The following is a 20992-nucleotide window of genomic DNA, read 5'->3' as shown; positions in this document are numbered from 1 at the left end:
TCCAACGTGAAGGCGTTTGTCAGACTGGGGTCGTGATCAGGCTTGGACTGACCGGTGGCATCGGCGCCGGCAAATCGACCGTGGCAAAGACGTTCGTCGAGCGGGGCGCGTACATCATCGACGCGGACAAGATCGCCCGGGAGGTGGTCGAGCCGGGGTCGGAGGGTCTGGCGGCGCTGGTCGAGGCGTTCGGGCCGGACATCCTGGCCACCGACGGGCGCCTCGACCGTCCGGCTCTCGCGGCGAAGGCCTTCGTCGACGACGAGTCGCGGCAGATCCTCAACGGCATCACCCACCCGCTCATCGGGGCGCGGACGCAAGCCTTGCTCGACGATGCGCCGGCGGACGCGATTGTGGTGCAGGACATTCCGTTGCTGGTGGAGAATCACACGGCTCCGTTCTTTCATCTGGTCGTCATCGTGTTCGCCGAAGCCGACGTGCGGTTGCACCGGCTGACGACGATGCGCGGTGTCGCCGAGGCCGACGCCCGCGCCCGCATCGCCGCGCAGGCGACCGACGAACAGCGTCGTGCCGTCGCCGACGTGTGGCTGGACAACTCCGGCGCCCCCGAGGATCTGGCGGCATCCGCGGCGCGGGTCTGGGATGAGCGTCTCGTGCCGCTCGAGATGAATGTCCGCCGCCGCCGGGTCGCCGATCCCGTCCCTGAACTCGTCGCGTCCGAACCCGATCCGCACGGTCCGTCCGCGCGTCTGGTCAATCGGCTGTGGGCGGTGGCCGGTGAACTGGCCACCGCCGTCGACGTCACCGACGCGGCAGCGGTCGAGTTGCAGGTGACGGCACGTGATGCCGCTGCCGCCGAAGGCCTGGTCGACCGGTTGGCCGACGGTGGATTCGCGCCGGCCGGGCCGGATCTGTACGGCTCGTGCGACCCCGGCAGACCGGCCACGGTGCGAGTCGTCACCGGGTGAGAGGCACGCGGCACAAAAACTGACTACAAACGTTGCCAAAATGCTTACGCGCGGTGCGGAGCGCTGCTAGCTTGTGAGTCGCACGCCTCCGCGGTGGTGGTGTGCTCGAGGACGAGCCCAGGAGTGGAGCACAGCATGGTCGGTCGGGGACGTAGGGGTCGCGCGCGGATTGTCGGCGGCGCAATAGCTTTCGGTGCGGTGGCGTGCGCCGGTGTCGCACTGGCCGCGCCTGCCGAGGCGGCCCTGCAGGGCATCGCGGTGGACACCCTCCCGGGTTACGGGTCGTCGGCCAACGGCTCGTTCAACTACGGCGTGTACGGCGCGGGGTGTGCCTACGAGCTGTCCGTGCTCGTCGGTGACCCCGGCTCGGCGAAGTCGAATCTGAAGGTGACATCCGTCGGTGCCGGTCGCACGGTGACCATCTACGACCGGAAGCCCACGAGTGTCGAGGTCAGGCCGACGTGGCGCCCGTCGACACCGGGTCGATACGTGCTCAAGGCGACCCTCGACGGGGTGGAGAAGACGCGAGCGGTCACCGTCGGTACCGGCGTCCAGCTCCCGGACTTCATCCGCAACGGAGCCTGTTTCGTCCTTCCCACCTACTGAGACCTCTGAGGTCTGTCGAGATCTACCGGGCGCCGCCGCGGCGATGGTCGTGGTCGCTGAAGGCCACCACGCCGCCCGCCGCGGCGTCCAGCCAGGCCTGGACGTCGTTCCCGTGCTCGGCCGTACCGACGAGCGCGCGCGTGGCGATCTCGACGGCCTCGACGCACTGTGCGGTGTCGAGGAGCCCGTCCCGGTGCGCCTCGAGCAGTTCATCGGTGTCGAGCAGCACCGGCGGGGTGCCGGGTACGTCGACGAGATCGAGATACCAGTCCTCGGCGTACCACCTCCCGGCGTCGTCGGGGCCGGCGAAGCGGCCGACATCCAGATACAGGCGCTGACCCTCCCGGTAGCCGCCCTGATAGTGGAAGATGTTGGCGCGCAGTCCCAATGCGGGCAGGAGCCAGGATTCCAGGTGATCGAATCGCGGATGTCCGGGTGCGTGGCGCGACATGTACAGCCCGTAGTCGGTGACGCGGTATTCCTCGACCGGCCGGACGAACCCCTTGTTGTCCGTGTTCGTCATCCCGGGTACGTCGAAGACCTCCCGCTTGGGCGGGTGCAGCGGGTGTGATGCGGGCACCGGCTCGGCCGCGCGTCCGCGATGGTTGGTCATGCACCGAATCTAGACAGAACGACCGACGATCTCAGGGTGAAAGCCCGAGTTCTCACCGATGTGCGAGGCGGGGCGGTCGGCGCAAGGTCGACAGATGACTTCCGTCGAAGCGACCCGTGGTCCCGCGCGCCGATTCACCGCACCGAAATCGTCCGCCAGGCGCGCGAGGCAGATGCTCCTGTGGATCCATGTGCTGTCCTCGGTCAGCTGGATGAGTCAGGCGCTCGCCCTGCTGGTGCTGATGCTGAATCCCGGGGAAGGCGGCGTCGTCGCGGCGCACGTCCTGGACACGACGGTGCTCGTCGTCTCTGCCAACCTGTCGGCGATGTCCGGGTTCCTCCTGTCGTCGACGACGCCCTGGGGCTTCTTCGTGCACTGGTGGGTACTCGTGAAATTCGTGATCACGGTCGGGCAGCTCGTCGTCGGGATCGCGGTACTCTCGCCCACGCTCGACGAGGCGACGCGATCCGGCGACGACGCAACGCCGGGTCTGCTGGCGGCGACTGTCGTGATGGCGACGCTGATCGGATTCCAGGCCTGGCTGTCGATCGCCAAGCCGTGGCCGCGGGTGCCGCGCCGGACTCAGGGAAAGGCGCCGGTCCCGGGCACTGTCGTCCGGATCGCGGCGCCGGCGGCGCTCCTCGGCGACGTCGTCGTGTTCGTCTCCGTCGGCCAGCCGATCCCGCTCTGCTCGGTGGTCGTTCTCGTCGCCGCACTCATCGGGCGTCGGCGGGCGCATCGAGCGGGAACATCGTTGTCATAGGTCGCGTTTACCCTGGCACTATGGCTTTTGCAGCAGAACGCCCCGTCATCGCGCACTCGGAGTTCCGGCCGGTCGGCGAGATCGAACGGACCGAAGCCCGGCTGGAGGTCGTCAGCGAATACGAACCCGCCGGCGACCAGCCCGCCGCCATCAAAGATCTGACCCGCCGGATCAACGCGGGTGAGAAGGACATCGTGCTCCTCGGTGCCACCGGTACCGGAAAGTCGGCGACCACCGCCTGGCTGATCGAGCAGGTGCAGCGTCCCACCCTGGTCATGGCTCCGAACAAGACGCTCGCGGCGCAGTTGGCGAACGAACTGCGCGAGATGTTGCCCAACAACGCCGTCGAGTACTTCGTGTCGTACTACGACTACTACCAACCCGAGGCCTACATCGCGCAGACCGACACCTATATCGAGAAGGATTCGTCGATCAACGACGACGTCGAGCGTCTGCGTCACTCGGCGACGTCGAGCCTGCTGTCCCGGCGCGACGTCGTGGTGGTCGCCTCGGTGTCCTGTATCTACGGCCTCGGCACACCGCAGTCGTACCTCGACCGATCCGTCGAGGTGGAAGTGGGTCAGGAGATCGATCGCGATGCACTGCTGCGGCTTCTCGTCGACGTCCAGTACACGCGTAACGACATGTCGTTCACCCGCGGGAGTTTCCGTGTCCGTGGCGACACCGTCGAGATCATCCCGTCGTACGAGGAACTCGCGGTCCGCATCGAGTTCTTCGGCGACGAGGTCGAGTCGCTGTACTACCTGCACCCGCTGACCGGAGACGTCGTGCGCCAGGTCGACTCACTGCGCATCTTCCCGGCCACCCACTATGTCGCCGGGCCCGAACGCATGGAGAAGGCCATGGCGAGCATCGAGCGCGAACTCGAGGAACGGCTCGCCGATCTGGAGGGCAAGGGCAAACTGCTCGAAGCCCAGCGTCTACGGATGCGGACCACGTACGACCTCGAGATGATGCGTCAGGTCGGATTCTGCTCGGGCATCGAGAACTACTCGCGGCACATCGACGGACGCGCCGCCGGGAGCGCCCCGGCAACGCTGATCGATTACTTCCCCGACGATTTCCTTCTCGTCATCGACGAGTCGCACGTGACCGTGCCTCAGATCGGCGGCATGTACGAGGGCGACATGTCGCGCAAGCGCAACCTCGTGGAGTACGGATTCCGCCTACCGTCGGCCGTCGACAACCGGCCGCTGACATGGGACGAGTTCGTGGATCGCATCGGACAGACCGTGTACTTGTCCGCCACCCCGGGGCCGTATGAGCTGGGGCAGTCCAACGGCGAGTTCGTCGAGCAGGTGATCCGCCCGACGGGTCTCGTCGATCCCCAGGTCGTTGTCAAACCCACCAAGGGCCAGATCGACGACCTGGTCCACGAGATCCGTGAGCGAACCGACCGTGACGAGCGCGTGCTGGTGACGACCCTGACCAAGAAGATGGCCGAGGACCTCACCGACTACCTGCTCGAACTCGGCATCCGGGTCCGCTATCTCCACTCGGAGGTCGACACCCTGCGCCGCGTCGAACTCCTGCGTCAGCTGCGCTCGGGTGACTACGACGTCCTCGTCGGCATCAACCTGCTGCGCGAGGGCCTCGACCTCCCGGAGGTGTCCCTCGTCGCGATCCTCGACGCCGACAAGGAGGGTTTTCTCCGGAGCACCACCTCGCTCATCCAGACGATCGGTCGTGCGGCCCGCAACGTGTCCGGCGAAGTCCACATGTATGCGGACAAGATCACCGACTCGATGCGCAACGCGATCGACGAGACGGAGCGACGTCGCGAGAAGCAGATCGCGTACAACAAGGCGAACGGGATCGACCCCAAGCCGTTGCGCAAGAAGATCGCCGACATCCTCGACCAGGTCTACCGGGAGGCGGAGGACGAGACCGTTGCGGTCGGCGGTTCCGGACGGAACTCCAGCCGCGGACGCCGCGCCCAGGGCGAGGTCTCGAAGGCCGGCAGCTCGGGGGTCATCGAGAAGCGCGACGTCTCGCTGATGCCCCGGGCCGAACTCGCCGACCTCGTGTCTCAACTCACCGACCAGATGATGAGCGCTGCTCGGGACCTGCAGTTCGAACTCGCCGGGCGACTCCGCGACGAGATCGCCGATCTGAAGAAAGAGATGCGCGGGATGGACGCGGCCGGAATCAAGTGACGCCTCACCGGTTCGCCCGCGCCGTGTGAACGGACAGCTGAGAGTGGTAGTGGCCCGAGGTGAGCGGACCGCCGTGATGCGCAGCTGATGTGCCGATCACCACGAACGGGGGACAGACACGTCCGTGGCAAACTAGTGTCCCGATGCAAGACCCCTGCAATTCGGGGATACGCGGTGACGCCTCGCTGATGGGCAGCGAGGCGATTTCATGTCGGGAGGTTGGGATGAGCTCTTACGAAACCGTCGTCGTCGGTACCGATGGCTCCGAGTCGTCGATGAAGGCTGTGGAACGTGCGGGTGCACTCGCGGGCGACGCTCAGTTGGTGATCGCGTGCGCGTACTTCCCGAACGAGCGCGGTGCCGGGGATGCGGCCGACGTCCTCAAGGACGAGGCATATCAGGTCACCGGGTCGACCCCGACCGAGGAGATCCTGCGGACCGCGAAGGAGCGCGCCGCCAAGGCCGGTGCGACGAACGTGGTGCAGCGCCCGGTCAAGGGCGCTCCGGTCGACGCGCTCCTGCAACTGGTGAGCGACGTCAAGGCCGACCTCCTGGTCGTGGGCAACCGCGGCCTGAACTCGATCGCCGGCCGGCTTCTCGGATCGGTCCCCGCCGATGTCGCTCGCAAGTCGGCGTGCGACGTCCTGATCGTGCACACCACCGGGTAGTCGCCGGGAGTCGCCGCGCGGTCGTGCTGCGGCCCACGGATCTCGAGGGCCGATCGATCTGCGTGGCTCATCGACAGGTGTCCCCGCCTCAGCGGGCGGCCGGAAATTGTCCGGCACGTCCGAGGAGTGCGGGGACATCCTTGTCGAGGGCTGTGCCCAGCCATTGTGCGGCGTCGACCAACTGTCGCATGTCGACGCCGGTGCTGACATCTGATCGATCCAGTGCGTAGACGAGATCCTCGGACGCGATGTTGCCGGTGGCCGCAGGCGCGAACGGGCACCCGCCGAAGCCGCCGATGCTCGCGTCGAGCGCGCGCGCACCCGAATCGAGTGCGGTAAGCGCGTTCGCATAGCCGGTGTTCCGCGTGTTGTGGAAGTGCCAGCGTTGCGGGATGCCGGGAGCTCGTTCGGCGGTCCGTCTGGCGAGGTCGCGAACCTGTGCCGGCACCCCGACGCCGATCGTGTCGGCGAGCGCGATCTCGTCCGGTGTGGCCTGATCGGTCAGCCGGGCCACGATGTCGGAGACCCAGCCCGGACTGACCTCGCCGGTGAACGGGCAGCCGAACGCCACCGCTATGGTCACCGTCGACGCGATCCCGGCCGCGCGCGCGTCCCGGACGACGTCGACGGCTGCCGCGACGGTGTCCTCGACGCTGCAGCCCTGGTTCCGTCGACTGAACTCCTCGGTGGCCACGACCACCGCGTTCACCTCGTCGACCGCGGATGCGAGGGCGCGGTCGAGACCACGACGGTTGAGGACGAGCCCGATATAGGAGACGCCGTCCACGCGGGGCACCCGGTCCATGACCTCCTCGGCACCGGCCATCTGCGGGACCCGCCTGGGGTTGACGAAGCTGACCGCCTCGATGCGGCGCACGCCGGCGTCCACGGCCCGGCTGATGAACTCGACCTTCTGGTCGATCGAGAGCAGCGTCTGTTCGTTCTGCAACCCGTCCCGCGGCCCGACCTCGATCACCTGCACGTCTGACATGAGTTCGATCTTGCCCGTTCCGCCCCCGCGACTCCACGGGGGTCTCGTTCGGCCCGCTCGCTTCGCTCCCGGCGCCGGCGACGCCATGTCCGGTACGTCGTTCCATCCCTCTGTCGGTCGAACGACCGAATCTCGGGGGTCTCGAACCGCCTCAGACGGTACGGGAGTGGCCAGTGTGGCCCTGCTGGACTCGGGTGATCCCATCTGTCACATGTGCTTTCGACTTCTTTGGTTCTCACGAACCACCCGAAGATGCGGGATGTATCACTTTCGGAAGCCGATGCGATGTACCGCGTATGATTCGTTGCTGTTCGACGATCGCTGCGGGGGGACGCGGGGGCGTCTTCGTCGAGCGACCCAATCGCCGAAACCGACGTCGGACGAGGCATGGATGACACTGCGTCCCACCGAGATGGGACTGGGGGGCACAGGCGCCCGGGGACACCCCGAGCGCCTCGAGGGGCGGACCTGCTGGGTCTGACCGCGGCGCAACGTGCGATGTGGTTTGCCGAGAACCTCGTCGACGACCACTCGGTCACGGTCGCGCACTACCTCGACATCGTCGACGACGGGCGCCCGTTCGATCGGGAGTTGTTCCGTCGTGGCGTTCTCGAGGCGGCGCGTGACCTCCAGACGGCGTACACCCGCGTGATCGAGGTCGACGGCACGCCCCAGCAGTACATCGACTTCTCCGTTCCGTTCGACGTCGTCGATGTCGACCTGCGGTCCGATCCGGATCCCGAAGCGGCGGCCGAGGACTGGATGCGCGCTGATCATCAGCGGACTGTGGACCTGCTCGCCGACCCGGTCGCCGTCGCCGCCTTCATCCGAATCGCCGACGATCGCACGTACTGGTACATGCGCGGGCACCACATCGCGTTCGACGGGTACGGCGCGCTGATGTGCCTCCACGAGGCGGTGGCGCGGTACAACCGGCATCGTGAGCCCGGCGGCGTCGATCCGGGCAACGTGGCATCGTCGGGGACCGGCCGCCGTCCGGTGCGGCGTGCCAGCGTCGCCGAGGTCGTCGCCGACGACGCCGCGTACCGCGAGAGCACGAGGTTCGACAAGGACCGCGAGTTCTGGCGCGAACGCGCCGCCGGACTCCCCGAGCGGGTCACCCTGGCGGCCCATCCCGCGACCACGGGCGTCTGCAACGAGACGATCGTCTCCGCGGGAATGCTCGGCCCCGAGCTGGACGAGGCACTGCGTCGGTGTGCCCGGGACCTCGACGCCTCGGTTGCCGCGATCCTCACCGCCGCATTCGCCGCATTCCTCGCCCGTATGTCCGGAAGCGACGACATCGTCCTCAGCCTGCCGGTGACCGCGCGTACGACGGCGCGGATCCGGCACTCGGCCGGGATGGTCTCGAACATGCTGCCCCTGCGGGTGGACGGAATCGCCTCGGCGACGTGTGCCGACGTCGTCTCGGCCGTGACCGCGGAGATCACCGCGGGTCTCCGCCATCAGCGCTACCGGTCCGAGGACATCAGGGCGGCAGCCGGTTTCGGCGACACCCTCGGCACGACATTCGGGCCACTGGTCAACCTGCTGCTGTTCGACAAGCCGATCGTCATCGACGGCGCCCGGGTGCGCTATCACATGTTGTCCGCCGGGATGGTCGAGGACCTCGTGATGAACGTCTTCGCGGCCGGTCCGGACGCGCCGCTGGAAGTGGGCCTGCACGCGAACCCCGCCCTGTACGAGTCGGCCGAACTGAACCTGCACCGGGAACGTCTGCTGAACCTGCTCACGCAGTTCGTGGCCGGGCCGAACCGGCCCGTCGCAGACCTCGACCTCCTGATGGTCGGGGAGTCGGCGACGCTGGACGACCTGGGGTCCGGCGGACCGGCCGTCGGCGTGGACGGTGAACACGTTCTGGACGCCTTCGATCGTCAGGTCGCTTCGACGCCGGACGCACCCGCGGTGACCTTCGGCGACACCACCCTCACATATCGCGAGTTCGCGTGGGCCTCCGCGAGATTCGCGGATCGGTTCGCGAGTCTGGGCGTGCGCCGTGGTGATCGGGTCGTCGTGGCGCTGGACCGGTCGATCGAGCAGGTGTGCGCCGTCTACGCCGCGATCGGGCTGGGTGCGGCCTATGTGCCTGTCGATCCCGCCGAACCGGAGGAGCGTCGACGGGCGATCACCGGCGCGGTGGATCCGGGTCTGGTCGTCGACGCGCGGTTCGTCGCCGACCTCCACGCCGACCTCGTCTCACCGGACCCTGTCCCGGCCGCACCGCCGCACCGAGATCGGCAGGCGCCGGCGGGTTTGGCGGCCTATGTCATCTTCACCTCGGGGTCGACCGGGACTCCCAAGGGCGTCGAGGTCGGTCACCGGGCGATAGAGCAGCGCCTCGCGTGGATGCAGCATGATCACCCGATCACCGCCGGGGATGCCGTGCTGTACAAGACACCGGCGACCTTCGATGTGTCGGTCTGGGAGTTGCTGTGGCCGTTGCGCGTCGGGGCGCGGATGGTGATCGCGGCGCCGGGCGGGCACCGCGACCCCGACTATCTCCGCGACCTCATCGAGCGTTCCCGCGTCACCGTCCTGCACTTCGTGCCGTCCATGCTCGACGCATACCTCGACGTGGTGCTCGGACGAGACCCTGCCGGTCCGGAGGCCGACGGGCGCCGGGTGATCGGCGATTCCGGCCCGCGCGACGCAGCGCACGAACGGATCTCGTTGCCCGATCATGTGCGCTGGCTGTTCACCTCCGGGGAGGCGTTGCCTGCCCGGCTCGCCCAGCGCGTGCGGTCGACCAGCCGCGCCGGACTCGTGAATCTGTACGGACCGACCGAGGCCGCGATCGACGTGACCGCCCAGCGGATCACGACCGATGGGGTCGTCGTTCCGATCGGTCGGCCGGTGCCGGGCACGGTGGTGCGGGTCCTCGACGGCCGTCTGCGTCCGGTCCCGGTCGGAGTCGCCGGCGAGTTGCACCTGGTGGGGGATCAACTGGCGAACTGTTATGTCGGCGCACCGGGTCAGACGTCGACCAGGTTCGTGGCCGATCCGCAGGGCCTCGGGGGTGCTCGGATGTACCGCACCGGCGACCTGGTCCGGTGGACCGGCGACGGAGAGCTGGAGTATCTGGGGCGGACCGATCAACAGATCAAGATCCGGGGTCAGCGTGTGGAACCCGGCGAGGTCGAGGCGGTGATCGCCGCGATACCGGGCGTCGACGCGGTGGCGGTGGTCGCGCGCCGTGACCTCGGACCCGCGCCGGTCCTGGTCGCCTATATCCGCGCTCGCGGGGATCAGTTGGCGGGCAACCACTCCCACGCTGCCAACGGCCTCGGGGATATCGGCGGCGTGGTGGATGCCGAGGTCGTGCGCGCACACTGCCGCCGCCGGCTTCCTGGCCACATGGTGCCCCACGGGGTAGTCGTGCTCGATTCGTTTCCCACCACCAGATCGGGAAAACTGGACCAGCGCGCCCTTCCGGTGCCGGAACTCGGTTCCGTCGCAACGAGTTTCCGGCCACCGCACACGCCTGCCGAGCGGGCGATCGTGGCGCTCGTGGAGGAGGGGCTCGAGCGCGACGGCGTCAGTGTCTCGGACAACTTGTTCGCCTTGGGTTCCGACTCGCTGCTCGCCGCCCGGATGGTGTCCCGCGCACGCGTCGATCACGGGCTCGGGATCGCGCTGACCGATGTCTTCGAGGCGGTCGATCTCGCCGATCTCGCCTCGCGGGCGGTGGCGATCCCGGAGTCCGGCCAGGCCACCTCACGCCCGTCACGTTCGCTGCGTCCGGCACGAATTCCGTTGTCGCAGGCGCAGACCCGACTGTGGTTCATCAACCGGATGTCGCCGGCCGACTCGACCTACAACATGTCCGGGGCGCTGCGCCTGACGCATCCGGTCGACGCCGACGTGCTGCATCGGGCCGTCCTGGATGTCGTGAACCGACACGAGATCCTGCGCACGGTGTTCCCCGTCGTGGACGGGGAACCGGAGCAGCTGATCCTGGACCCGCAGGTGGCCGCCGATCTCCTCGGGAGCGGAGCGAGCGGGACGGGTGCCGACGGGAGGGACCTCGTAGCCGCGATCTCCGCGATCACGGACGTGGGATTCGACCTCGCCGAGCAGATCCCGTTCCGCTACCGGTTGGTGACGGGTCATCCCGACGGCGACGTCATCGTGCTGGTCCTGCATCACATCGCGGCCGATGGGCAGTCGCTCCGGCCGCTGCTTCGCGATCTGATGACCGCCTACGACTGGCGGCGCGCGGGCGAGGAGCCGGATTTCCCGCCGTTGCCGATGCAGTACGCGGATGTCGCCGTCGAGCGTGCCGAGACCCTCGGTACACCGGAGTCGCCGTCGCCGTTCCTGGTCGAGGGGCTGGAGTTCTGGCGTGCGGAATTGCGTGGGGCGCCGGATCTGTTGCAGTTGCCCACCGACCGGCCGCGGCCGCGGGTGATGTCGAGTGGTGGGGCCCACGTGGACACCGTGCTCGGCCCCGACCTGACCGCCGGGATCCGGCGGCTTGCGATGTCGTTGTCGGCCACCCCGTTCGCGGTGTTCCAGTCGGCACTGGCGATCACGCTGGGCCGGCTGGCCGCCACCGACGACGTGAGTATCGGCACCGCTGTCGCCGGTCGCGACGACCCGGAGGTCGCCGACCTGGTCGGCATGTTCGTCAACACCGTCGTCCTGCGCACGACGCTGCATCCGGGGGACACCGTCGCCGAGTTCGTCACCGCCGCGCATCGCCGCTGCGCCCGCGCGATGAGTTGTGCCGACGTCCCGTTCGAGCGCGTGGTGGACGCGGTCGCGCCGCATCGGTCTCCGGCGCACTCGCCGCTGTTCCAGGTCGCGCTGACGGTGCAGCCCGACCAGCTGGCCGAGCTCGCGCGCTGGACCGGGTCCGCGGAGGTTCTCGATGCGCGGGTGCCTTCGGCGAAGTATGACGTGACCGTCTCGGTGACCGATCACGCCGACCGCTACGACGTCGAATTCGCCTATGCCACCGATCTCTTCGACGCCACCACGGTGCGGGAGATGGCGGGACGGCTGGAGTTCGTCCTGCAGCAGATGGTGCGCGGATCGTCGCGGACGATCGGTTCGATCGACCTGTTGCGGCCGGACGAGACGCGCCTCCTGGCGTCGCCGGCCCGGGGCGCGCGTGCGGAACAGACACTCGCCGGTCTGCTGGCGCGCGGCCTCGCCCGCGCCGACCCCGGCGCACCGGCCCTCGTCGGCGACAGTGCGTTGCGCTGGTCGGAAGTCGCGACCACCACCCATCAGATCGCCCGCGTCCTGATCGAGCGTGGCATCGGTCCGGGTGACGTCGTCGCCGTGAGCATTCCGCGATCACATCGGTCCGTCCTGGCCGTGCTGGGGGTGGCCGCGAGCGGAGCCGCCTTCGTGATGATCGACCCCCGTCTGCCCGTCGCGCGCCGAGCCGCGATGCTCGCCGACAGCGGGGCGGTGCTGCTGATCACGACGGATTCGGCCGCCACGGATGAGGGCATTACACCCGGTAGCGGGTCATCGGAGACCCGTTCCACGGTCGCACAGCTCGTCCTCGACGACCTCGAGGTCGATCTGGGCATCGCGGGTCGGCCGACGCACCCGGTGGCCGATGTCGAGAGAGTCCGGCCGATCTCGCTCGACGACGTCGCATATCTACAGTTCACCTCTGGTTCCACCGGTCGGCCGAAGGCCGCCACATTGACACACGCCGGGTTCGCCGAGCTGGTCGCCGAACAACAGCACCGGCTGGGTGCGGCCCCGGACTCGCGCATACTGCACGTCGCCGCACCGGGATTCGATGTGGCGGTCTGGGAGATCGTGTTCGCGGTGTGTTCGGGGGCCCAGCTGGTGATCAGCCCACCCGATGTGTTCGCCGGACCCGAACTCGAGAACGTCATCGCCCGGCATCGGGTCACGCACACGATCATGACGCCCACCGCGCTCGCCACCCTCGATCCCGCAGCGGTGCCCGAGCTCTCGGTCGTGATGGTGGCGGGTGAGGCCTGCCCGCCGGAGCTGGTCGCGAAGTGGGACTCGGCGGGTCGCCCGCTGCTGAATCTGTACGGCCCCAGCGAGACCACCATCTGGGCCACCGCCTCCGCGCCCCTGCGGCCGGCGGAGCCGGTCACGATCGGCGGACCGATCTCCGGCGTCGGCGTCAAGATCCTCGACGGAGGTCTGCGCCCGGTTCCGGACGGTGTCCTGGGTGAGCTGTATCTGTCCGGACGGGCGCTCGGGCGCGGCTATCACGGTCGTCCCGGATTGACGGCGGCCCGGTTCGTCGCCGATCCGTTCGACGTCGGGGGCCGGATGTATCGCACCGGCGACCTCGTCACGAGGACGCCGTCCGGTGACATCGTCTATCACGGCCGCAACGACTTCCAGATCAAGATCCGCGGGATGCGAGTCGAACCCGGTGAGGTCGACGGGGTTCTCGCGAGCCATCCCGACGTGGAGAGCGCGGTCACCGTCGGCACATCGACGCCGGCGGGGGAGACGGTCCTGGTGTCGTACGTGACCGCTCCGGCCGATCAAGTGCCGGCACCCGAGCACATCCTCGACCACGCTGCCGCCCGTCTGCCCGCACACCTCGTGCCGCACACCGTGGTGGTGCTCGACGAGCTGCCGATGACCCGCACAGGCAAGGTCGACCGCCGCGCTCTGCCCGCGGTGGAGATCTCGCCCGCACGTGAGTATGTCGCACCCCGCAGCCGGCTCGAAGGCGTCGTGGCCCAGATCTTCGCCGATGTGCTCGGGGTGCGACAGGTCAGCGTTCACGACGGGTTCTTCGAACTCGGCGGCAGCTCGCTGTCGGCGACCAAGGTCGCCTATCGCGTCGAACAGCACATCGGACGCCGCGTACCGATGTCGCTGCTCTTCGAGAATCCCACCGTGGCGGATTTCGTGGCCGCGGTGGCGACGGCCGACCAGGCGGTGGCCGGGCGCATGCTGACACCGCGCGAGCGCACCCACGTCGTCGACCTCACCGGGGTCCAACGCGGGCTGTGGTCCATCAACCAGACCGATCCGACGTCACCCGCGTACAACGTCGGCCTGACCCTGGAACTCGACGGCCGATTGGACGTCCCCGCCCTCACCGGCGCGGTGGGCGATCTCGTCGCCCGCCACGAGTCGCTGCGGACCCGCTATCCGCTGCACGACGGTGCGCCGGTACAACTGATCATCCCCGCCGCGGATGCCGTGCACGCGTTGCGGATTCCGCTGGTCGATCTCGCCGGGGACCGGCTCGAGACCACCTCCGGGGACCGGGTGGCCGCCGAGGTGGCCGGGGTCGTCGACGCCGGTTTCGATCTGACCGGACCGCCGGCCGTCCGTGCGACGATCCTGCGACTGAGCGCCGACCGACACGTGCTGGTGTTCGTCGTGCACCACATCAACGCCGACGGTGGATCGCTCGGCCCGCTCGCTCGGGACCTCGCCGAGTTCTACGCCGCCCGGATCGCGGGCAAGCCAGGACCGCGCAGTGCCGCCGGGCAGCGAGTGCAGTTCGCGGACTACGCGATCTGGCATGCTGAGCGCCTCCAGACCACCCGACCCGACGGAGTCACCGAACGACAGCGTCAACTCGAGTACTGGGGACGGCGTCTCGACCGGGTGGGGGAGCCGGCGACGATCCCGACGGACCGTCCGCGGCCCGTCGAGCCGCGTCACCTCGGTGGCGTCGTCGATCTCCACATCCCGTCGTCGACCGCGACGATGATCCGACAGATGGCGCGGGTGGGTAACACGACCCAGTTCGCCGTCCTGCATGCGGCGCTCGCCGTCCTGATCGGACGACTGGCGGGCAGCGACGACGTCGTCATCGGCACGCCGTTCGCCGGCCGGGACGATCCCGCCCTGACCGACATGGTCGGAATGCTCGCCACCACGGTGCCACTGCGTACGCAGCTGCGCCTCGACGAGCCGTTCGCGGACCTGTTGCGACGCGTACACACCGACGATTTCGCCGACCTGGGGCACACCGACGTGTCCTTCGACGAGATCGTCGATCACCTCGCCCGCGCCGACCGCGGGTCGGTCCGTCGCGGACGCCGCAATCCGCTGTTCTCGGTGATGATCGCCTACCAGAACCTCGAATTCCCGGACGTCGAACTCGACGGCCTGCACGTCCGCCCGCGGCTGCCCTCGTCGTTCCCCGCCAAGGTCGATCTCGAGGTCATGCTCTACCCGGGTGACCCCGACGGCGTCGACCGGAACGGGGCCCTGGGCGGGCAGATCGCCTTCGACACCGATCTGTTCGACCCCGACACCGTGGCCTTGTTCGCCGATCGGTACCGAAACCTGCTGGCCGACATCGTGACACGGCCGGACACCGCGGTCGGGGATCTCGCGCTCTGGGAGGAGGGGACCGCCGCGGACCACCGGGGAACCGAGGACGCGCGGCCGCTGCACGACATCGTGTCGGCGGTCGCGGCGGTCGCGCCCGACACCGTCATCGGCGTCGCGGGGGCGCCGACGGTGACCTTCGCCGACCTCGAGGCGACGGCTGTCGCGATGTCGATCTCGGTTCCCGACGACGATCCGGCGGAGGCGCTGACCATCGCCGTGGCAACTCTTCTCGCCGATGCCGACCGGTCCATCGACGACGTCTTCGAGAGTGTACGAACCGCCGCCGAGGCCGTGTTGCATCTCGACACCGATTCCGGAACGGGTGCGGTCCCGCGAAATCGTGTGGGACCCGCGTGACGTCGGACGCCTCGATTCCCCGCGCCTCGACGGTGCCCGCCCCATCGTCGCCGCACCGCCCCTCGGCGCTACGGTCACTCGCGCTCGCCGCCACCCACGCGGGCGACGACCAGGCCATGACCGGTGCGGCGGGGCCGGTGTCCTTCCGCGCCCTCCATCGACGGGTGTCGGCGTCGGCCATCACCCTGGCCGAGCGCGGCGTCGCGTCCGACGCCGCGCTGCGTGCGACGGTGACGGCGTTGATGCCGCGCGCAGGGCTGAGTGGGTCGCAGCTCGCTGCGGCTGCCACCGAGATCGTCGACGAACTCGATCGGCGCTTCGCCGAGGTCCTCGGCGCCGGCGACCGCGAGTCGCTGCCGGGACTCTTCCGGATCGCCGCACGCCGCCGTGCCGACGCCGTCGCCCTCACCGACCTCGACGGCGCGACGCTCACCTACCGTGACCTCGACGGGCGATCGGAACAGATGGCCCACGCCCTCGTTGCCCGCGGCGCGGGACCGGAGACCCTCGTCGGCGTCGCGCTGCCGCGGTCGGTCGACCTCGTCGTGGTGTTGCTGGCGGTCCTCAAGACCGGCGCCGCCTATCTGCCCCTCGATCGCACCCATCCGGTCGCGCGCCTGACCGGCATCGTCGAGGACGCGTCACCTGTCGTCGTCCTGGCCGAGGCCGAGACCGTCGAGGCCTGGGCCGAGATGGATGTGCCGCTGTGCACTCCGCAGGACTTGACGGCGCAGTACGAGATCGCCGCCGACGGCACGCCGCCCCCGCCGCTGCCGGAACACGTGGGCGCGCATACGAGCGCCTACGTGATGTACACCTCCGGGTCCACCGGGCGACCCAAGGGTGTCGTCGTCACCCACGACAACGTGGTGGCGCTGCTGACGGCACTCGACGCTGTCGTGGAGAGCACGCCCGACGACGTGTGGTCGCTGTTCCACTCCTACGCATTCGACGTGTCGGTGGGTGAGATCTGGGCTGCCCTGCGCGCGGGCGGGCGCCTGCTCGTGCTCGATCACGCGACCACACGCGCCCCCGACGACGTGGTCGAGGCCTTCGACCGGCACGGGGTGACGATCGTCAACTTCACCCCGTCGTCGTTCTACCAGTTCGCCGCGGCCGTCCGGCCGCCCCACGGCCGCCGGTTGCCCGACTCCGTTCGGCGAGTGCATTTCTCGGGAGAGCTGCTCGACTACGAGCAGGTCCGGAAGTGGCAGTCGGACCGGGAGACAGACGGGTCGGCGACCCGTTCGGGCGCCGACGTCGCGGGTCCGCAACTCAACAACATGTACGGTCCGACCGAGACGACCGTCTACATGACCCGCCGCGAACTGACGCGCGCCTTCGTCGACGAGGCGACCGCCTCCGACATCGGAACCCCACTGCTCGGTTCGCGTGTACACGTGCTCGACGGCCGGCTGGCACGCGTGCCCGACGGGGTGCCCGGTGAACTGTACGTCTCGGGTGCGCAGGTCACCCGCGGGTTCCTGAACCGGCACGGTCAGACGTCCACCCGGTACGTGGCCGACCCGTTCGGTCCGCCGGGCAGCCGGATGTATCGCACCGGCGACGTCGGGGTGTCCCGTAACGGGTCCATCGAATTCGTGGGACGACGCGATGGCCAGGTGAAGCTCCGCGGCTTCCGCATCGAGCTCGGCGAGGTGGAGTCGGCGATGTCGGGGCTCGCCGGTGTCGACGCCGCGGGAGCGGACATCCGCACCCTCGGCGACACCGAGCATCTCGTCGGTTACCTCGTCGCCACCGACGGGGTCGGTGATCCGGTTGCCACCGACGGGGTCGGCCTGGCGGCGAACGAGATTCGCGCACTCCTGGCAACCGCGGTGCCCGACTACATGGTGCCGACGCGATACGTCTGGCTCCCGCGGCTTCCGCTCACCGTGAACGGCAAGCTCGATCGCGGCGCCCTGCCCGACCCGGTGGTGTCCGGGAACTCGCCGGCGGTCGCCGAACCGCCCGCCACCGCCACCGAGACGGCGCTGGCCGCGATCGTCGCCGAGATCCTGGGTGTCGGCGACGTCGGGGTCACCACGTCGCTGTTCGATCTCGGCGGCAACTCGCTGACCGTGACGCGGGTGGCTGCCCGGGCAGCCGAGCGATTCGACACCACCGTCTCCGCGCGTGCCGTGTTCGCCGACCCCACCGTTCGAGGTCTGGCATCGATCATCGACGGGCGGGACGGCGGGCACCCTGATCGGACGGGCGTCCCCGCGCGGCATGTGCCCCTGCGCCGGGTCGACCGCGACGGCGTGCTGCCGTTGTCGCCCGCGCAGCGTCGCATCTGGTTCCTGGAGACGCTCGACCCGGGCGGCGCCGGCTATCTGATCCCGGCGGTCCTCCGCCTGAGCGCCGCGCCGACGCCGAGTCGCGACGGCGGTCACCGGGCCCCGGACCCGGCGGTCGTCGCTGCCGCACTCGCGGATCTGCTTGCGCGCCACGAGGTCCTGCGCACGCGATTCGTGTCGGTGGACGGTATTCCCGAACAGGTGATCGCCTCGGCCGGCGACCCCCGGCACGACGTCCGGGTGGCGCCCCCGATCGACATGCGCGGCGCGGACGAGGCCGATGTCTCGGCCACCATCGCCGAGATCACCACTCGTGGTTTCGATCTCGAGGCCGCCGCGCCGGTCCGGGCGCGTCTGCTCCGCGTCGCCGACGACGACGCGATCCTGGTCCTGGTGGTGCACCACATCATCAGCGACGGCGGTTCGGTCGCGCCGATGGTCACCGACTTCATGGCCGCCTACGAAGCGCGTCAGGCCGGCCGGGAACCCGGCTGGGCACCGCTGCCGGTCCACTACGTCGACTACGCGGTGTGGCAGCACGACAAGCTCGGGGACGCCGCCGATCCCACGTCCCTCGCCGCACGCCAGCTCGACTATTGGCGGACCCGCCTCGCGGGTGCACCGGAACTCGTCGAACTCCCGGTGGACCGACCGCGTGCCCCGGTCCGCGACGACACCGGGGCCGAACTGTCCTCGGTGTTCGACGCGGCCACCTGGAACGCGTTGAGAGAGCTAGCCGGACGGCACGGGGCGACGATGTTCATGGTCGTCCACGCACTGCTCGCGGTCACTCTCGTCAGGTCCGGCGCGGACGAGGACGTCGTCATCGGGACTCCGGTGGCCGGGCGAGGCGAGCGCGATCTGGACGCACTGATCGGGATGTTCGTCAACACGCTGGCGTTGCGAAGCCGGGTGCGTCGCGACGCCGCTTTCGCCGATCTCCTGGACGACATCCGCGACATCGACGTGGCCGCACTCGATCACGCCGATCTCCCGTTCGAGACCGTGGTGGACGAGGTCGTCGCAGGACGCAACACCGCACATCCACCCCTTGTCCAGGTTGCCCTCGCGTTCCAGAACGCCTCCCGGCCCGAGGTCGAGTTGCCAGGTCTCGTCGTCGCCGAGATCGAGGCCCCGGTCACCACGGCCAAGGTCGACCTGCAGGTCACCGTCCTCGATGAGCCGGGCCGCCCCGCCGACGCCGACACCCGCGTGATCGTGACCTACGCCACCGCGTTGTTCGACGCCGACACCGTGGACGCGTTCCTTCGTCGGATGGTCGCCATCGCGCGAGCGGTCGCGGTCGACCCACACACGCCGGTCGGCGACCTGCCCACCGGCGACGACGACTCGGGCTCGGTGGTCGCGTCCCCGGGAATCGCGTCGTCGAGGGCGACCTTGGCCGACCTGCTGGACGCGGCGATCTCCGCCAACCCCGACGGCATCGCGGTCACCGAGAACGGGCGGCATCTGACCTACGCCGAGCTCGACGTCCGGACCCGGCGGCTGGCCGGTGTGCTCGGTGCCCGTGGTGCCGGGCCGGGGTCCGTCATCGCCTTGGCCATCCCGAGATCGCTCGAGGGCACGGTGGGGTTCTGGGCCGTCGCACGCACGGGCGCTGCCGTGGCGCCCGTCGACCCCGCCCTGCCGGGCGAGCGTCTGCGACACATGCTGGACACCGTCGACTCACGTCTCGGGGTCGCCTCGGCCGCTGCGGTCGCCGGACTGGAGCCGTCGTCGCCGGCGGTGGAGTGGGTCGTCGCCGACAACCACACTTGTGACGACGTGACCGGGAGCGGCGAGACCGGCGTCGAGACGGCCGCCCGACACCCGCGAACCGATGAGATCGCCTACGTCATCTTCACCTCCGGGTCGACGGGACGGCCGAAAGGGGTCGCGGTCACGCACCGTGGGCTGGCCGACCTGGTCGCCGACGCCCGCGTCAGATTCGACCTCACGCCCGCGGCCCGCGTACTCCGCTTCGCCGCACCGGGTTTCGACGCCGCTGTCTTCGAGACACTGGTCGCGGTGGCAGCCGCGTCGACGATGGTGGTGGTACCGGACGGGGTGACCGGCGGCGTCGAGCTCGCGGCGACCCTGCGCCGGGAACGCGTCACGCACGCGACGATCACCCCGACCGCACTGGCCACCGTGTCCGATGCGCTCTCCGAGCCGGTGTCCGATGGGCTCTCCGAGCCGGGATCCGACGATCCGGGACCGGGCACGCGCGCGGCGGGATTCCCGGATCTCGAGGTCATCTCCGTCGCCGGTGACGTCTGTTCGCCGGAACTGGTCCGGACCTGGTCACCCGGACGCTCGATGCGAAACCTCTATGGCCCCACCGAGGCCACCATCTGGGCCACCTCGTCGGGGCCGATGCGTCCGGATTCGGCGGTCACCATCGGCGGTCCGATCGCCGGGATCACCGCCGCGGTGCTCGACCCGCGACTTCATCCCGTCCCGGCCGGCGTGGCCGGCGAGCTGTATCTGGCCGGTCCCGCGCTCGCGGCCGGCTACGTCGGCCAAGCGGCGCTGACCGCCGAACGGTTCGTCGCCGCCCCGTTCCCGACCACCGCGTCCGGCGCGCCGGGGGAGCGCATGTACCGCACCGGGGACATCGTCCGGTGGCGCCGACGGAACGGTCGGTGGTCACTGGACTTCTTGGGCCGCACCGACTTCCAGGTCAAGATCCGTGGGTTCCGGATCGAGCTCGGCGAGATCGACGCCGTCCTCGGGGAGCATCACGCGGTGGACTTCTCGACGACCGCCGGCATCGAGCACCCGACATCGGGCGAGACGGTCCTGGTGTCCTGGGTGCACGGCGTCGCCGGTGTGGCACCCGACACCGACGACGTGGCCGCCCACGCGGCCCGTCGACTACCCGCCCACATGATGCCCGCCGTCATCGTGCCGATCGGCGAGATCCCGCTGACGGCCACCGGAAAGCTCGACACCGGGGCGCTGCCCACGCCGCGTTTCGGCGGCGACGTCCACGTCCCGCCGGAGACGGAGACCGAGCAGACGGTCGCGGCCGTCTACGCCCAGGTGCTGGGACTCGACCCCGCGGAAGAGGTGTCGGCCGAGGCGTCCTTCTTCGCACTCGGAGGCACGTCGCTGTCGGCGACCCGGGTCGTGGCACGCCTGGGTGTCGCTCTCGGCGTGGAGATCCCGGTGCGCGCGCTGTTCGAGACCCCGACCGTGCGCGCGCTGGCCGCTGCCGTCGACGCCGGCACACACGGCCGCGGCGGCGACCT

9 protein-coding genes (1 of these 9 cut by a window edge) are annotated in these 20992 nt (G+C 69.5%); 7 read left to right on the top strand and 2 right to left on the bottom strand.

The features are described from left to right. Positions 1 to 32 precede the first annotated feature (32 nt). Positions 33 to 929: a dephospho-CoA kinase gene (gene coaE / locus AC3B6C_RS21425; protein ID WP_488374055.1), complete on the top strand. Its 897-nt coding sequence runs from the start codon at positions 33 to 35 to the stop codon at positions 927 to 929. Between the two features lie 135 nt (positions 930 to 1064). Further along, positions 1065 to 1535, top strand: a complete 471-nt coding sequence (locus AC3B6C_RS21420; protein ID WP_488374054.1) for a hypothetical protein — start codon at positions 1065 to 1067, stop codon at positions 1533 to 1535. 22 nt (positions 1536 to 1557) lie between these two features. On the opposite strand, the gene AC3B6C_RS21415 is transcribed toward AC3B6C_RS21420, so the two are convergent. Further along, entirely contained in the window at positions 1558 to 2148 is a 591-nt protein-coding gene (locus AC3B6C_RS21415; protein WP_488374053.1) for a ribonuclease FAU-1 family protein, read from the bottom strand. A 94-nt stretch (positions 2149 to 2242) separates the two neighbouring features. Here AC3B6C_RS21415 and AC3B6C_RS21410 point away from each other — a divergent pair, with 94 nt between their 5' ends. The 3 genes from AC3B6C_RS21410 (at position 2243) to AC3B6C_RS21400 (ending at position 5756) form a co-directional block, all read left to right on the top strand. After that, the gene (locus AC3B6C_RS21410; RefSeq protein ID WP_488374052.1) at positions 2243 to 2911 is read left to right on the top strand and encodes a hypothetical protein; all 669 of its coding nucleotides are present in this window, start codon (positions 2243 to 2245) and stop codon (positions 2909 to 2911) included. A 20-nt stretch (positions 2912 to 2931) separates the two neighbouring features. Further along, positions 2932 to 5088 carry an excinuclease ABC subunit UvrB gene (gene uvrB / locus AC3B6C_RS21405; RefSeq protein WP_014927058.1) on the top strand — a complete coding sequence of 719 codons (2157 nt, stop codon included), beginning with the start codon at positions 2932 to 2934 and terminating at the stop codon, positions 5086 to 5088. Positions 5089 to 5312: 224 nt separating this feature from the next. After that, positions 5313 to 5756 (top strand): universal stress protein, encoded by a 444-nt coding sequence (locus AC3B6C_RS21400; RefSeq protein WP_004018865.1) that lies wholly within the window; start codon positions 5313 to 5315, stop codon positions 5754 to 5756. A gap of 88 nt (positions 5757 to 5844) precedes the next feature. On the opposite strand, the gene AC3B6C_RS21395 is transcribed toward AC3B6C_RS21400, so the two are convergent. Then, on the bottom strand, positions 5845 to 6747 hold the full coding sequence (locus tag AC3B6C_RS21395; protein ID WP_488374051.1) for a hydroxymethylglutaryl-CoA lyase: 903 nt from the start codon (positions 6745 to 6747) through the stop codon (positions 5845 to 5847). A 387-nt stretch (positions 6748 to 7134) separates the two neighbouring features. Between AC3B6C_RS21395 and AC3B6C_RS21390 the strand changes: the two genes are divergently transcribed. Continuing rightward, positions 7135 to 15438, top strand: coding sequence for an amino acid adenylation domain-containing protein (locus AC3B6C_RS21390; protein WP_488374050.1), 8304 nt, complete (start codon positions 7135 to 7137; stop codon positions 15436 to 15438). Continuing rightward, a protein-coding gene (locus AC3B6C_RS21385; protein WP_488374049.1) for a non-ribosomal peptide synthase/polyketide synthase crosses the window boundary here: on the top strand, positions 15435 to 20992 show its start. 21013 nt of this gene lie beyond the right edge of the window; the window shows 5558 of its 26571 coding nt (coding positions 1-5558); it begins with the start codon at positions 15435 to 15437; its stop codon lies off the right edge, out of view. Before AC3B6C_RS21390 ends, AC3B6C_RS21385 begins: the two co-directional genes overlap by 4 nt.

Source organism: Gordonia sp. 11cp, from assembly GCF_057767225.1.
This window is presented reverse-complemented; position numbering and strand designations above follow the sequence as displayed.

Excerpts from the sequence above, each read along its gene's own strand:
- AC3B6C_RS21410 (WP_488374052.1), top strand. The coding sequence starts at position 2,243 with ATGACTTCCGTCGAAGCGACCCGTGGTCCCGCGCGCCGATTCACCGCA.
- AC3B6C_RS21390 (WP_488374050.1), top strand. The coding sequence starts at position 7,135 with ATGGATGACACTGCGTCCCACCGAGATGGGACTGGGGGGCACAGGCGC.
- AC3B6C_RS21395 (WP_488374051.1), bottom strand. The coding sequence starts at position 6,747 with ATGTCAGACGTGCAGGTGATCGAGGTCGGGCCGCGGGACGGGTTGCAG.
- AC3B6C_RS21420 (WP_488374054.1), top strand. The coding sequence starts at position 1,065 with ATGGTCGGTCGGGGACGTAGGGGTCGCGCGCGGATTGTCGGCGGCGCA.
- AC3B6C_RS21400 (WP_004018865.1), top strand. The coding sequence starts at position 5,313 with ATGAGCTCTTACGAAACCGTCGTCGTCGGTACCGATGGCTCCGAGTCG.
- AC3B6C_RS21415 (WP_488374053.1), bottom strand. The coding sequence starts at position 2,148 with ATGACCAACCATCGCGGACGCGCGGCCGAGCCGGTGCCCGCATCACAC.
- uvrB (WP_014927058.1), top strand. The coding sequence starts at position 2,932 with ATGGCTTTTGCAGCAGAACGCCCCGTCATCGCGCACTCGGAGTTCCGG.